11 protein-coding genes are annotated in these 15618 nt (G+C 41.6%); 4 read left to right on the top strand and 7 right to left on the bottom strand.

The window, feature by feature from the left end; translation table 11 throughout:
- Positions 1–218 precede the first annotated feature (218 nt).
- From H5181_RS07255 to zwf, 5 genes are all read right to left on the bottom strand, one after another.
- Positions 219–731 (bottom strand): DUF1993 family protein, encoded by a 513-nt coding sequence (locus H5181_RS07255; protein WP_182750635.1) that lies wholly within the window; start codon positions 729–731, stop codon positions 219–221.
- 268 nt (positions 732–999) lie between these two features.
- Positions 1000–1644, bottom strand: coding sequence for a bifunctional 4-hydroxy-2-oxoglutarate aldolase/2-dehydro-3-deoxy-phosphogluconate aldolase (locus tag H5181_RS07250; protein ID WP_011637357.1), 645 nt, complete (start codon positions 1642–1644; stop codon positions 1000–1002).
- A gap of 21 nt (positions 1645–1665) precedes the next feature.
- A complete protein-coding gene (gene edd, locus H5181_RS07245) occupies positions 1666–3492 on the bottom strand; it encodes a phosphogluconate dehydratase (protein ID WP_011637356.1) in 1827 nt (608 codons plus the stop codon).
- An 11-nt stretch (positions 3493–3503) separates the two neighbouring features.
- Positions 3504–4202 (bottom strand): 6-phosphogluconolactonase, encoded by a 699-nt coding sequence (gene pgl / locus H5181_RS07240; RefSeq protein WP_182750634.1) that lies wholly within the window; start codon positions 4200–4202, stop codon positions 3504–3506.
- Between the two features lie 9 nt (positions 4203–4211).
- Positions 4212–5681 carry a glucose-6-phosphate dehydrogenase gene (gene zwf / locus H5181_RS07235; RefSeq protein ID WP_011637354.1) on the bottom strand — a complete coding sequence of 490 codons (1470 nt, stop codon included), beginning with the start codon at positions 5679–5681 and terminating at the stop codon, positions 4212–4214.
- 337 nt (positions 5682–6018) lie between these two features.
- On the opposite strand from zwf, the gene H5181_RS07230 reads away from it, so the two are divergent.
- Together H5181_RS07230 and pyk are read left to right on the top strand one after the other, a co-directional pair.
- Positions 6019–6873, top strand: a complete 855-nt coding sequence (locus H5181_RS07230) for a MurR/RpiR family transcriptional regulator (RefSeq protein WP_011637353.1) — start codon at positions 6019–6021, stop codon at positions 6871–6873.
- A 429-nt stretch (positions 6874–7302) separates the two neighbouring features.
- Positions 7303–8742, top strand: coding sequence for a pyruvate kinase (pyk, locus tag H5181_RS07225; protein ID WP_182750633.1), 1440 nt, complete (start codon positions 7303–7305; stop codon positions 8740–8742).
- A 275-nt stretch (positions 8743–9017) separates the two neighbouring features.
- Here the strand turns inward: pyk and H5181_RS07220 are convergent, their stop codons facing one another.
- The gene (locus tag H5181_RS07220; protein WP_011637351.1) at positions 9018–11294 is read right to left on the bottom strand and encodes an acyl-CoA dehydrogenase; all 2277 of its coding nucleotides are present in this window, start codon (positions 11292–11294) and stop codon (positions 9018–9020) included.
- 11 nt (positions 11295–11305) lie between these two features.
- A complete protein-coding gene (locus tag H5181_RS07215; protein WP_059744853.1) occupies positions 11306–11947 on the bottom strand; it encodes a TetR/AcrR family transcriptional regulator in 642 nt (213 codons plus the stop codon).
- A 194-nt stretch (positions 11948–12141) separates the two neighbouring features.
- Between H5181_RS07215 and H5181_RS07210 the strand changes: the two genes are divergently transcribed.
- Entirely contained in the window at positions 12142–13983 is a 1842-nt protein-coding gene (locus tag H5181_RS07210) for a M2 family metallopeptidase (protein ID WP_182750632.1), read from the top strand.
- Positions 13984–14405: 422 nt separating this feature from the next.
- Complete coding sequence (locus H5181_RS07205) at positions 14406–15599, top strand: IS4 family transposase (RefSeq protein ID WP_182750742.1); 1194 nt, start codon at positions 14406–14408, stop codon at positions 15597–15599.
- The last annotated feature ends 19 nt before the right edge of the window (positions 15600–15618 follow it).

The raw sequence follows: 15618 nt of genomic DNA, 5'->3' as shown, positions 1-15618 counted from the left end.
ATAGAAACATAATATGGGATAACAAGCTTAATGGCGGATCAATATTGTTATTTTCAGGCTTGGGTCCATTAACCGCTTTATGGAGATAAGGTGTCATGACTGACATTGATTACTTGACTGTCGTAGATTCATGTTAAGCAGGTAACAAAAAACCAGCTAATGCTGGTTTTATTGTTGCCATATAAAATGGTGCTATCAATGCATAAACGTTTGGTTGTTTACGACTTAAATGGCATTGCGCCTAAGTAATCTTTTTTACCCACTTCAACACCATTATGGCGCAAAATTGCATAGGCAGTTGTCACATGGAAATAAATATTAGGAATGGCATGTTCCAAAGCAAAATCACGCCCAGTAAGATATTTATCTTCCCAACGACGATGAGTAATTTTGCGAGTTTCTGCACCAGTAAAGTCTTCGGCTGTAAACGTGGCTAAATAATCGATAACAGAAGCGATACGAGCTTGTAGCTCCGCTAATGTCGTCTCATTATCTTCATGTTTTGGCGCACTATCTTCTTGGCCAGTTAAACGCGCTACTGCTAATTTGGCTGTATCGCACGCAATTTGCACTTGGCGAGTTAAGTTAAATTGATCTGGGGCTAAACGTGAATTAAGTAGCGCCGACATTTCAATTTTTTTAGCTTCTGCAAAGCCTTCACCTTTGACAAGGATTGCACTTAAGTTATTAAGCATTTTACTAAATTGTACAACCGTTAAATCATAAAGCATTGAGAATACCTCTTAATATAAATGGACTTGCTTTGTTATCGACTTAAACCATCAATAAATTCGTGTGAATCATTCATCATCATTTTATGGAATCGCGATGAATGGTGCTGCTAGGAAAAGTTTATCTCACATATCATAGTGATTAGTGAGTATTTTAGTAAGCGGCATCAATGTGCTAAACAGTATACGGTTTAAAATAAAACACCAGTAAATGCTTATAAAAAAAACCAGCAGATGCTGGTTTTTGAATTATCACACAATAAAGAGATTACAGTGCAGCAAGCGCTTCTTTACACAGTTGGGTAATGCGATCCCACTCTTCGTTGTCTACTGCATCAGTCGGTGCTATCCAGCTGCCGCCAATACAATCAACATTCGATAGTGCTAAGTAATCTTTATAAGTCGCAGGGCTAATACCGCCTGTTGGACAGAAACGAATATCAGACAATGGTCCAGAGAATGATTTCAGTGCATTAACGCCACCAGAAGCTTCTGCTGGGAAAAACTTGAAGTGAGTGTAACCCAACTCCATACCCACCATGATCTCAGAAATACTAGCCACACCGGGGATCAATGGCACAGTACCTTTCTTGGCTGCTTTTAGTAAATCAACAGTTGCACCAGGAGTGATAATAAACTGTGAACCAGCAGCAACCGCTTGGTTTAGCTGAGCTTCATTTAAAATAGTGCCTGCACCAACAAGTGCTTCAGGTACTTCTTTAGCAATCTTTGCAATCGCTTCAAGGGCGCAAGGTGTACGAAGCGTAACTTCAAGTACACTAATACCGCCAGCAACTAATGCTCTAGCTAAAGGCACTGCATGCTCAAGTTTATTAATTACCATGACCGGAACAACCGGGCTGCGTTTAAATACGTCTTGAGGTTGAAGCAACCAATTATTAGGCTCAATCATATAACCGACTTCCTTTTATTTTTAATATAATTCATCAATCGCATTAGTACTGCGAGCACCCGTTTCTGGGCTGCTTAAACTGTTACGTAGCGCGCCAAACAATTCACGGCCCATGCCATAACTTGAATGATGTAAATCCACTTTGCCTGCTGTTCGGCTTGCAAGTGTTTTCTCGTCAACAAATAGAGTTAACTCACCGGTTGTAGCATCAACACGAATCACATCGCCGTTTTCAACTTTGGCAATCAGACCACCATCAAGTGCTTCTGGGGTTAAATGAATTGCGGCAGGAACCTTACCAGAGGCTCCAGACATACGGCCATCAGTGACTAATGCCACTTTAAAACCTTTGTCCTGTAAGGTGCCTAAATAGGGTGTGAGCTTATGAAGCTCAGGCATACCATTAGCTTTAGGGCCTTGACCTCTAACAACCACAACACAATCTCTGTCAAGCTCACCAGCCTGAAATAGTGCATCGAGTTTGTTTTGATCATCAATCACAATCGCAGGACCTTCAATCACACGATTAGTATCAGGTACAGCAGACACTTTAATCACCGCACGACCTAAGTTACCTTTCAATAATTTCAAGCCGCCATTGCTTTGGAACGGCGTCGCAAGGTGGGTTAATACTTCTTTATCTAAGCTTTCAGTCACACCGTCAACCCACTTAAGTTCGCCGTCAAGCAAACGAGGTTCTTGGGTATAACGACGTAATCCAAAGCCAGCAACGGTATTGACATCTTCATGCAATAAACCACCATCAAGTAACTCTTTAATCAACAATGCCATGCCGCCAGCAGCGTGGAAGTGATTAATATCAGCATGTCCATTTGGATATACGCGTGCTAACAATGGCACTGAATCTGACAAATCAGAAAAATCGTCCCAATTAACAATAATGCCAGCAGCACGGGCAGCAGCAACAATGTGCATGGTTAGGTTAGTAGAACCACCAGTGGCAAGAATACCCACAATGCCGTTAACTACTGACTTTTCAGATACCACTTCACCAATTGGTGTGTATTGAGTGCCCATAGACGTTAAACGGCAAACTTGTTTAGCGGCCATTTTGCTTAATTCATCACGTAATGGATCGTCAGGATTAACAAACGATGAACCAGGTAATTGTAAGCCCATGATTTCAAGCATTAACTGGTTAGAATTAGCCGTACCATAGAAAGTACATGTGCCGGCACTATGGTATGACTTCGCTTCAGCTTCAAGCAGTGCTGCACGGTCAACTTGCCCTTGAGCAAATTGCTGACGAACACGCGCTTTTTCTTTATTCGGAATACCCGATTTCATTGGGCCCGCAGGCACAAATAGCATCGGCAAATGACCAAAGCTTAACGCGCCAATTAATAAACCCGGCACGATTTTGTCACAAATACCCAGCAGTAACGCACCATCAAACATATTGTGCGATAACCCTATCGCAGTAGACATTGCTATGACTTCACGACTCAGTAAACTTAACTCCATGCCAGGCTGACCTTGGGTCACGCCGTCACACATAGCAGGTACACCGGCAGCAACCTGCGCAACACTGCCTACGTCCACACATGCTTGCTTAAGCATATTCGGGTACGTTTCGTATGGTTGATGCGCTGACAACATGTCGTTAAATGCGGTTACGATACCAATATTAGCTTTCGTTAGTTGACGTAAAGAGTCTTTGTCCGCTGGTTGGCAGGCCGCAAATCCATGAGCCAAATTGCCACAACTTAGGGCGCTGCGATGAACACCTTTTGCTTTGGCATCATTTAACGCTGTTAAATACGTTGAGCGAGACTGTTTACTGCGTGCAATAATTCTATCGGTGACGGCTTGTACTACTGAGTGCATGGTAAAACTCCTTACGCGCTATAGAACACATCAACGGGCGTTTTACGCTGCGCTAATACTGCTCTAATGGGCATTTGGGTAACATCATCATTCTCAAGAGCCTGATGATAAACAGTTAATTTTGGTTCTCCGACAAGATGCAAATAAATCTGACGACTATTTAAAATGGCATCTTTAGACAAACTTATACGTGCATGTGGTGCCGTAGTCGGATTGATCGCAACACACAAAGCCTTAGTGGTTAATGCATTATCAAGTTCTGCACTGCAAGGGAACCATGAACAAGTATGTCCATCTGTACCCATTCCCAATATAACCACATCAAAAGGACGCGGGAAATTAGCCAATGATTCACTGGTCATGTCACAACCGGCTTCAGGGGTTGCGAACATATTTTTTAAACCACGAAACTTTCCACTGGCAGCTCTATTTTGCAACAAATGCTCGCGAACCAATCTTTCGTTTGAATCTTTTTCATCAGCACCGACCCATCTCTCATCGGCTAAAGTAATGTAAACATCACTCCAATCGACAAGTTTATGACTTAATAGTTCAAATAATTTCAACGGTGTTGAACCGCCCGATACCACCAAGCTAGCTTTGCCACGAGTATCAACAGCATCCTGTAATTGCTTAGCAATTTTGTCGGCTAATTTAGCTTCTAAATCAGCTGGAGTGTCGAACGATTTAAATACTGTATCTTTAATCATGTGAGCTCCCTACTCGTCCCAAGAACGACCATCTTTGGTTATCAATGCAACCGATGCTACAGGTCCCCATGTTCCACAAGGATAAGGCTTAGGTCTTTCGCCACTTTGTTCCCATGACTGAATAATTCCATCAACCCATTTCCATGCTTGCTCAACTTCATCACGACGAACAAACAGGGCTTGATTACCTAACATGGCTTCTAATAACAAACGTTCATATGCATCTGCAATACGTTCATTTTTAAAGGTGTCACTGAAACTTAAATCAAGCTTGGTTGTTTGTAGACGCTGCTTTTGCTCAAGACCTGGAACTTTGTTCATCATCTGAATTTCAACCCCTTCATGAGGTTGCAAGCGGATGGTCAATTTGTTTGGTGGAAGATTACGCAAGCTTGCTCGGTACAAGTTATGCGGTGGGTTTTTAAAATACACCACAATTTCGCTGCTCTTGAACGGCATACGCTTGCCACTGCGTAAATAGAATGGCACACCAGCCCAACGCCAATTATCAATATCAACACGAAGTGCCACAAAGGTTTCAGTGTTCGACTGTGTATTGGCATCGTCTTCTTCAAGGTAACCAGGAACGGGCGAGCCTTTTAAGAAACCCGCACTGTATTGACCACGGACGGTATTTTCATACACATTGTCTTGGTTAATTGGGCGCAGTGACTTAAGTACTTTTACTTTTTCATCACGAATACTGTCTGCATCTAAATTGACTGGAGGATCCATCGCAACCAAAGTTAACACTTGTAATAAATGGTTTTGGATCATGTCACGCATTTGGCCTGCGCCATCAAAGTAGCCCCAGCGCCCTTCGATCCCCACTTCTTCAGCTACAGTAATCTGTACATGGTCAATCGTGCGGTTATCCCACTTAGAGGCAAACAATGAGTTAGCAAAACGCAAAGCAATCAGGTTTTGTACTGTTTCTTTACCTAAGTAATGGTCGATACGGTAAACCTGGTTCTCGTTGAAGAATTCAGCCACTTGGTCATTAATCACATGAGATGATTCTAAATCAGTACCAATCGGCTTTTCGAGCACAACACGGGTGTCAGATTGAATAAGGTCTTGTTCATGTAAACAACGACAGATGGCACCGAAAATCGAAGGAGGTGTAGCGAAGTAGTTCACCATGACGCGTTTACTTGGTTCAAGTAAATCGTGGAAGGCACTGTAACCTTCAGGTTCTGTAAAATTGGTACCGATATAATGACAACGACTGAGGAAGCGCGCTAACGTGGTTGGGCAAAGTTCATCTTTAACAAATGTATTTAGTGCTTTAGTCACGAGGGCGACAAACTCTTCTTGAGTGAACGCGTCTTTTGCTACACCGATTACCTTGGTTTCTTTATCAAGTAATTCTGCTTTGTCTAGCTGATATAGAGAAGGTAATAATTTACGCCTAGCTAAATCGCCTTTTGTACCGAAAAGTACGAAGTCGCAAGCCTTGGCTCCAATTGATTTGCCCATTGCTGAAAGCTCTCCTAATAATATGTGTGTGTCATGTTCGAATTCGGTCGATGAATAAAAGCACACTTTTGTTGTAATATAACAACAGAATTTAAATATTGCATCTTTAATTTGTATTTATTCTATTGTTGTTAATCTAGTCATGTGTATCTATTATCTGCTATGATTTTCTACCAATTACAAGGCTTGAGAACCATTCTACCGTGATCTATGTCTTGAAAAATAACTACAGATTACCGTCAAAGGTAAATAAATAACTTAAATCACGTAATTCCTGTAAGTTATGATATAAAATTACATTACCTACTTTTAGCTACTTTTTAGCGGATGCTTGCTTATGAATACCCTTGAAAAGGTTCAAAAAAGCCTTACCCAATTTAGTAAATCGGAACGTAAAGTTGCCGAAGTCATATTAGCCTCACCGCAAACAGCTATACATTCAAGTATTGCCACATTAGCCAAGATGGCTGATGTTAGTGAACCAACTGTTAACCGATTTTGTCGTCGATTAGACACAAAGGGTTTCCCTGATTTTAAGTTACATTTGGCTCAAAGTCTTGCTAACGGCACACCTTATGTTAGTCGCCACGTTGAAGAAGATGACACGCCAGAGTCATACACGACAAAAATCTTCGAATCTTCAATGGCATCGCTCGATACTGCCCGTCAAAGTTTAGATACATCAGCGATAAATAAAGCGGTCGATATTCTCACTCAAGCTAAGACTATTTCGTTTTTTGGCCTTGGCGCATCAGCATCTGTAGCCCACGATGCGCAAAACAAGTTCTTCCGGTTTAATGTACCAGTGATATGTTTCGATGATGTGTTAATGCAGCGTATGAGCTGTATTAACTGTAATGAAGGTGACGTGGTCGTGTTGATTTCGCATACAGGTCGCACTAAATCACTGATTGAAATTGCCCGTATTGCGCGTGAAAATGGCGCTGCCGTGATTGGCATTACCGCCCGAAATTCACCATTGTCTTATGAGTGCACTCTGCCTGTAACGATGGAAGTCCCAGAAGACACTGACATGTATTTACCGATGGCATCGCGCTTAGCACAATTGGTTACCATAGATGTGTTGGCAACAGGCTTTACCTTACGTAGAGGGCCTCGTTTCCGTGATAATTTAAAACGTGTGAAGGAAGTGTTGAAAGAATCTCGTGTGAACAAGGATTTGACCATCTAAATTGATGGGCGGTGAAATAAACATCTCTTACTGGATTATTATTAAACTGAGTGAATTGTTCGCTTTAGGCTGTGTAACGATAGAGCCTATACTCTATAAATTGATAGTTTTGCATGAAGCTTTCAAGATAACTGATAAATAATTACACAATTCAGTTATGTTTGATCGCGTAAAATTTCATCGACAGCAATCAAATATTGTTCACGAGGCCAAACGGATTAGTCTGTTTGGTCTTTTTTATTGTAAAAATCGCTGATCTGTCACATAAATTACATATTAAAAACGATCATTTTGTTGGTAACTTTACTACATTTAGTCAGAATGTCTGTTAATATAGTTGCATCATTTAAGTGCTAATATTGTTTGAGTACTTTAAATAACCAAATTCAATTTAACAAAAAATCTTTCTTATCCTTAACGGAGTATCTTATGTTCCGCAGAACTAAAATCGTTACCACACTTGGGCCAGCAACTGACCGCGATGACAATTTACGTAAAATTATCGCAGCAGGTGCTAACGTTGTCAGACTTAACTTCTCACATGGTTCACCAGAAGATCATTTAAAGCGTGCTACGGATACTCGTAGAATTGCTAAAGAATTGGGCAAGCATGTCGCTATTTTAGGTGACTTACAAGGTCCTAAGATACGTATTTCTACCTTCAAAGATAACCAAAAAATCAAACTTAACTTAGGTGATATCTTTATTCTTGATGCTGACTTAGCAAAAGGCGAAGGCGATGATAAACAAGTTGGTATTGATTACAAGCAATTGCCTAATGATGTAGTCATTGGCGATATCTTAATGCTTGATGATGGTCGAGTGCAGTTAAGAGTTGACCGTGTTGAAGGCCACAAAGTCTTCACAACGGTTACTGTTGCAGGCCCGTTATCGAATAACAAAGGCATCAATAAGAAAGGCGGCGGTTTAACAGCTCCTGCCCTTACTGAAAAAGACATGGCTGATATTAAAACCGCAGCCATGATTGATGTTGATTATTTAGCAGTATCATTCCCACGTACCGGTGCTGATCTAGATTTAGCTCGTGCATTAGCACTTGAAGCAGGCAGTAAAGCGCTAATCGTTGCTAAAGTTGAACGCGCTGAAGCAGTTGAAAGCGATGAAGCGATGGATGATGTTATCCGTGCATCAGACGTAGTGATGGTAGCACGTGGTGATTTGGGTGTTGAAATTGGTGACGCTGCACTTGTTGCCGTACAAAAACGCTTAATTGAACGTTCTCGCCAACTAAACAAAGCGGTGATCACTGCGACCCAGATGATGGAATCGATGATTACTAGCCCAATGCCAACTCGTGCAGAAGTCATGGACGTGGCTAACGCTGTGTTAGACGGTACTGATGCGGTAATGCTTTCAGCAGAAACCGCTGCTGGTGATTTCCCTGAAGAAACGGTTTTGGCTATGGCTAACGTTTGTTTAGGTGCAGAATTACACCCAAGTGTGAATGTATCTAAGCACCGCATGGATCAACGTTTCTCTTCTGTTGAAGAAACGATTGCGCTTTCTACCATGTATGCGGCTAACCATTTACCTGGTGTTAAAGCGATTATTTCGTTAACCGAATCTGGCGCGACAGCTAAGTTAATGTCACGCATCAGCTCTGGTTTACCTATTTTTGCATTATCTCGTCATCAAAAGACATTGGCCAGCATGGCAATGTACCGTGGTGTACAACCAATTGAGTTTGACTCAACGGCATACCCTGCTGATGAGCTAGCTAAAGAAGCATTAAATTGCATGGTGAACAGAGGTTATTTAGTCAGTGGTGATATGGTACTGATGACTAAAGGTGACGCGATGGAAACCATCGGTGGCACTAACACGTGTAAAGTGTTGATCGTTGCTTAAATAAGCCGAACATAACGAGCAACATTCACTAACGTACATCCAGTGTTAATCTCGTTAACGATAAAGCCAATCTTCGGATTGGCTTTTTTATTGGTTATTTTGAATACTAACGATATACCGAAATAAAGTGACCTTCAAAGCTGTTACAGTACCCTGCTTATCCGCTTAATCATTCGTCAGCTTACTCGCCTAACCATAAGGTGATGAATAAAAAAAGCCCCGACAGAGTCAGGGCCAATTTGCATCTAAGATTACATCAAGGCAATCAACTGAGCTTATAGTTCTTCAAAGTCATTCACGTTGATAGCAGCTAGACGTAATACGTCTGCTTCAACAAGCTGTTTATGTTCAGCTTCAGTAATAATGTCTTTTTCTAATGCCACGTCGAATAACTCAAGCATAGGAAGTTTAGATTTTATATGGCCGCTACGTTGTGCTTTCTTAAGCTTCTTATACAAATCTTTCGCTGCATATTTAGCTAAGAACGCACTTTCAACTTCAGCAATACCGCTAGTGTCACCGTCAAACTCTCCACAAAGGAAAGTAATGCGGTCACGCGCGGGTCCAGGCTTAAGCATACCTTTGACTAAATCAACTGCATATTTATCACTTGGTGCATTGAAGTGATTACCTAATGGGAAAATCAACACTCGTAGTAATACAGCAGCGATTTTACTCGGAAAATTACGAATCGCGTCATTAAGCGCTTTAGCCGCTAAATGTAAACGTTCAGTCATCACATAATGCACGGCTGGTAAATCATCTTGCTGACGACCGTTATCTTCAAACAGCTTTAACGTAGCAGATGCAAGATATAACTGACTTAGTACATCCCCCATACGTGCAGATATCATTTCTTTACGCTTAAGATCCCCACCCATAATTAACATCGATAAATCAGTCATAATGGCAAGTGACGAAGAGATACGCGTCATGTCACGATAATACTGCTGCGTAGGGCCACTCACTGGTGCACTGGCAAAACGGCTGCCTGTTAGTGCACTACCAAATGAACGTAATGCATTACCCATCGCATAACCAATGTGACCGAGCAATAATGAATCAAAACGATCTAATGCAGAAGTTTCATCTTCCATTGCAGCGGCTTCCATTTCAGCCAAAACATATGGATGACAACGAGTTGCACCTTGACCAAAAATCATCAATGAACGAGTGAGGATGTTTGCACCTTCAACGGTAATTGATATAGGTGTTGCCATATAAGCATGACCTAAATAGTTTTTTGGTCCTAATTGGATACCTTTACCAGACTGAATGTCCATCGCATCTTCTAACACATCACGGCCTAGCTCTGTCATGTGGTATTTTGCAATTGCAGTCACCACTGAAGGTTTAACTTTTAAGTCGATACCTTGCGTGGTTAAACGTCGTGCAGCTTCAAGCTGGTAAGTATTGGCGATGATACGCGCCATCGCTTCTTGTACGCCTTCAAACAGGCCAATAGGCATACCAAACTGCTGACGAACATAACTGTAGGCTGTGGTCGTTTTGGTACACACGTGCCCCGATGCGGTTGCCAGAGCAGGTAATGAGATACCACGTCCTGCAGACAAGCATTCAACCAGCATACGCCAGCCTTTACCGGCAAACTGTGGGCCACCAATAATCCAATCTAATGGGATAAATACATCTTCACCACTTGTTGTACCGTTCATAAACGCCATCATTAATGGGTTATGACGACGACCAATCTCAACACCTTTATGGTCAGTTGGGATCAATGCGCACGTTATGCCGATGTTTTTAACGTCACCGAGTAAACCGTCGGGATCGCGCATTTGGAACGCTAAACCGAGTACAGTAGCAACTGGCGCTAAGGTAATATAGCGTTTGTTCCACGTTAGGCTTAAGCCTAATGTCTCTTCGCCTTCAAATTCGCGCAGGCAAACAACACCGATATCGGGTATTGCACCAGCGTCACTGCCCGCTTCTGGGCCTGTAAGCGCAAAACAAGGAATGTCTTTACCAACTGCAAGCGAAGGTAACCAACGCTCCTTTTGCTCTTGAGTACCGTAATGTGTCAACAACTCACCAGGGCCTAAAGAGTTAGGTACCATTACAGTCACGGCTGCACTGACACTACGCGTGGCAATTTTGGCTACAATTGTTGAGTTTGCATAAGCAGAAAACTCGCGTCCACCGTACTTTTTAGGAATGATTAATGCAAAGAAGCCTTGTTCTTTGAAATATTGCCATAACTCTGGCGGGAGATCTTTACGGTTATGGACGATATCAAAATCGTCAATCATGGTTAATGCGGTGTTAACCTGATTATCAAGAAAGTCTTGTTCATCCGCACTTAAGGTTGGTTTACCGTAACTATGTAAGGTATTCCAGTTTGGTTTTCCGCGGAATAACTCACCTTCCCACCAAACATCACCCGCTTCCATTGCTTCTTTCTCGGTAGTCGACAAAGGAGGCAACACTTTTTTGAAGAACGAAAATACTGGACGCGTGATAAATTGCATCCTGATATTACGCACGCCAAAGAGGACAATGATCGCTATAACTAGCAATATGACGATACTCATTTTATACCTTCTTAGTTTGTTAACACAGGGACAGCAACACCTGCTGCCATGTAGGGGATAACTTTACGTATAATGGCTTCAATATTGTTGTGTTCGCCATAATCTGCTGCAGCAATTTCATTTAGTGCATCTGCAGAAGCCATAGTGAACACTATAGTTCCTAGAGTAAAATGCAAACGCCAAAACATTTCTGCCGCAGGAATGTGTGGTGCACTTGCCGATACAGCTTGTACGAACGTCGCTAAATGTTCGCCATAATGTGTGGTAATAAACCAGCGCAAATGACCTTGGCTTTCAATATAACCACGACCTAACAACTGCAAGAAAATAATCGTGCCGCCGTTGCGTACTTTATTAAGCTCAAGTAACGGTTTAATTAAAGCAGAAAAAATCTCATTTAGTGACGCATTTTCAGGCGCATGATGTATACGTTTAATCTCTATCGCGGCGCTTGGCATAAACACATCTAAGTATCTTGCTAATACAGCACGAATTAATTCTTTTTTCGAACCAAAATGGTAATTAACAGATGCCAAATTGACTTCAGCTTTGCTGGTGATCAGTCGTAACGACGTTTCAGAAAAACCTCTTTCAGCGAACAACTTTTCAGCTGCATCGAGTATTCTTGTTTTTGTATCAGTACGGCTTGCCATTCCCAGACCCAAATTAATTTAAACACCTGTTTAAATTAATCATTGAGCGCACAGATGTCAATCGAAATTGTCAGCTTTCTTTCTTAATCTAGACAACAGAAATCGTAACAACTGCACCAGATTGTTAACTTATATGCAATGATTGCTATTTTTCGGTACACTGACGCCGATAATAAAACAAGGATGCAACCAATATGAACTTGCCTTTAAAACGACCGTCTCAAATTGCACTAATTGTCTCAATAGCATTAGGATTAAGTGCCTGTAATGACACTCAAGAGCCTGCTCCCGCTCCAGTTGAAAAAATTGATGCCACTGCAGCAATTAATTTCATTAACCAAGCAGAAGCCGATTTAGCGGATTTGTCGATTGAAGCTAATCGTGCGGAATGGATTTATTCCAATTTTATCACTGACGACACCGCGGCTTTATCTGCCGCAATGGGTGAAAAAGTCACTTCAACATCTGTGCGCTATGCAACAGAAGCGGCAAAATATGCCAATGTAGAACTTGATGCCGTTAATGCCAGAAAACTTAACAGCTTACGCAGTAGCCTTGTTTTACCTGCCCCGCTAGACCCAGCTAAGAACGCAGAACTTGCGAGTATCGCATCTGAACTCAACGGTCTATATGGTAAAGGAAAATATTGTTTTGCTGATGGTCGTTGTTTGACTCAACCTGAGCTATCAAACCTTATGGCGGAGTCTAAAGATCCCGCGGTACTTTTAGAAGTTTGGCAAGGTTGGCGTGAAATAGCAAAACCAATGCGTCCACTATTTGAACGTGAAGTCGAATTAGCCAATCAAGGCGCGCAAGATTTAGGTTACGCCGACTTGTCTGAATTATGGCGTAGTCAGTATGACATGGAGCCAGAAGCATTCTCTGCCGAATTAGACCGCCTATGGGCACAAATTAAGCCTTTATATGATTCATTACATTGCTATGTGCGAGGTGAATTAAACCAGCAGTACGGTGATGATGTTGCGCCTAAGACGGGCCCTATCCCTGCACATTTATTGGGCAACATGTGGGCTCAGCAATGGGGCACGATTTATAACAGCGTAGCGCCTAAAGATGCTGATCCCGGATACAACGTTACCGAACTGTTAGCTAAAAATGGTTATGACGAAATTAAAATGGTCCAACAAGCTGAAGGTTTCTTCACTTCACTTGGCTTTGGCGAGCTGCCAGAATCGTTTTGGACTCGCTCAATGTTTGTTCAACCGCAAGACCGTGATGTAGTGTGTCATGCATCTGCGTGGGACTTAGATAATCTGGATGATATCCGCATAAAAATGTGTATCCAGAAAAACGCTGAAGATTTTACCGTCATTCATCACGAATTAGGCCATAACTTCTATCAACGCGCTTATAAAAATCAGCCGTTTATCTTTAAAAACTCTGCCAACGATGGTTTTCATGAAGCCATTGGTGACACGATTGCGTTATCAATTACCCCTAAATATTTACAAAAAATCGGATTACTCGAAACTGTACCTGATGCATCAAAAGACATTGGTTTATTGTTAAAACAAGCATTAGATAAAATTGCCTTTATGCCTTTTGGTTTAATGATTGACCAATGGCGCTGGCAAGTATTTAACGGCACCATTAAACCTGATCAATATAATCAAGCTTGGTGGGACTTACGCGAAAAATACCAAGGTGTTAAAGCGCCAATTGAACGCACAGAAGCCGATTTTGATCCTGGTGCTAAATACCATGTACCAGGCAATGTTCCTTATACACGTTATTTCTTAGCACATGTGTTGCAGTTCCAATTCCACAAAGCACTGTGTGATATTGCAGGAGACACTGGCCCAGTTCATCGCTGCAGCATTTATGGAAATAAAGAAGCTGGGGCTAAGTTGAATGAAATGCTCGAAATGGGCGCCAGCAAACCTTGGCCGGAAGCACTGAGTGTTGTGACGGGGTCTGATAAAATGGATGCCAAGGCAGTATTAGATTACTTTGCACCATTGCAAGTGTGGTTAGATGAGCAAAATACCCAAGCTAATCGCCAGTGTGGCTGGTAACGCTAGTGATGACCAATTGTACTAATGATATGTACTAAGGGTTATAGCAATTGGTTGAATTAATAAATGCTAGGGCAGAATCAGTAGCTGACTCAAATAAATGGTCACTCAGAAACTAGCATTTTATCATCTAATTAATTCACTCTTAAAAATGACGTCAATATAAATTGGCGTCTTTTTTATATATACCGATAATTAATCCGCTTAAAACCTACCTAAAACCGTGACCTTTTCTGTTCAGCTCGCTATTTTCAATTCTTTTTTGCTGTGATTTTTTTAGCATCACAAAGACAGCTCCGACCCTGACGAATCCCCATGAAATAACAAACAGGAACAATAAGATATTTTAAATTAGGTGGGAACATTCATGGCATTTGGTGATCAAATTTATCGCCAAACAAAAATTACCACGAGTAAATGCCATGAATGCAAAACAAGTTTTATCAAAATGTCTCTCACTTGTCACCCCGTTAATGCACAAAACTCGCCGACAAAGTCTGTTCTCTGCAATTGAAAGCTCAATGAATGGTGGAGCATTATCAATCACAGGGCTTGGCCGTGATATTGAAAGTAAAGCTAAGGAAAAACATAAGATTAAGCGGGTTGATAGGCTTTGTAGTAATCCTTATCTTCATCGTGATATTGAGTTCATTTATACCCGTATGACCTGCTTGCTCGTCGGGAAAATGAAGCAACCCATCATTCATATCGATTGGTCAGATCTTGATGACCGAAAGCAGCATTTTCTCATTCGAGCATCACTAGCAGCTCAAGGACGTTCACTGACACTTTATGAAGAAATACATCCACTAAACAAAAAAGAGAAGCCTAAAACCCATTTACGCTTTTTGACAAAACTTAAGGCTATGCTACCCAATGACTGCAAGCCTATCATCGTAACCGATGCCGGTTTTCGGATCCCTTGGTTTAAGCAAATCTTGTCGCTTAATTGGGATTACGTAGGTCGATTTAGAAACCGAACACACTGCAAAAAATGCCTTGTGGATGACTGGTATCCCGTTAAGCAACTCTATGTTCAAGCAAGTGCTAGAGCCAAAAGCCTTGGCGTTTACTTTTTAGGTGAGCAAGTATCTTTTAAGTCACGTTTAGTCATTTTCAAACGCAACGCAAAAGGTCGAAAAGATAAAGTGGCCACAGGTGACAAAGCTAGACGGAGTAAACAATCTCGTGCAAGTGCAGAGCGAGAGAAAGAGCCTTGGCTACTAGCGACATCACTTTGTAGTTCAAGTACTACAGCTAAAAGAATCGTTAAGATTTATGCGACGAGGATGCAGATAGAAGAAAGCTTTAGAGATGTTAAAACAGGGCTAAAAATGAATGATAGCGGCACTAGGGATCAACATAAATTAGGTGTACTCCTGCTCATAGCTTGTTTATCACAATTTATACTTTACCTGCTTGGTTTGGCTGTCAAAGCAGCTGATAAGCACAGGCAATATCAAGCTAACTCAATAAAGCACCGCAACGTGCTCTCAAACCAATTTATTGGCTTGAGAGCCTACAAGGATAAGAATTTGAAGCTGTTGAAATGGCATTGGATGTCAGCAATTAAGATGCTTCAAAATTTAGTAAGGGACCCACAAGCATCCTATTAAATTCGTGGGGATCCCTCAG

Origin of the sequence: Shewanella sp. SG44-2 (assembly GCF_014164215.1) — a bacterium.
In the GTDB taxonomy this organism is placed as follows: Bacteria; Pseudomonadota; Gammaproteobacteria; order Enterobacterales; family Shewanellaceae; genus Shewanella; species Shewanella frigidimarina.
This window is presented reverse-complemented; position numbering and strand designations above follow the sequence as displayed.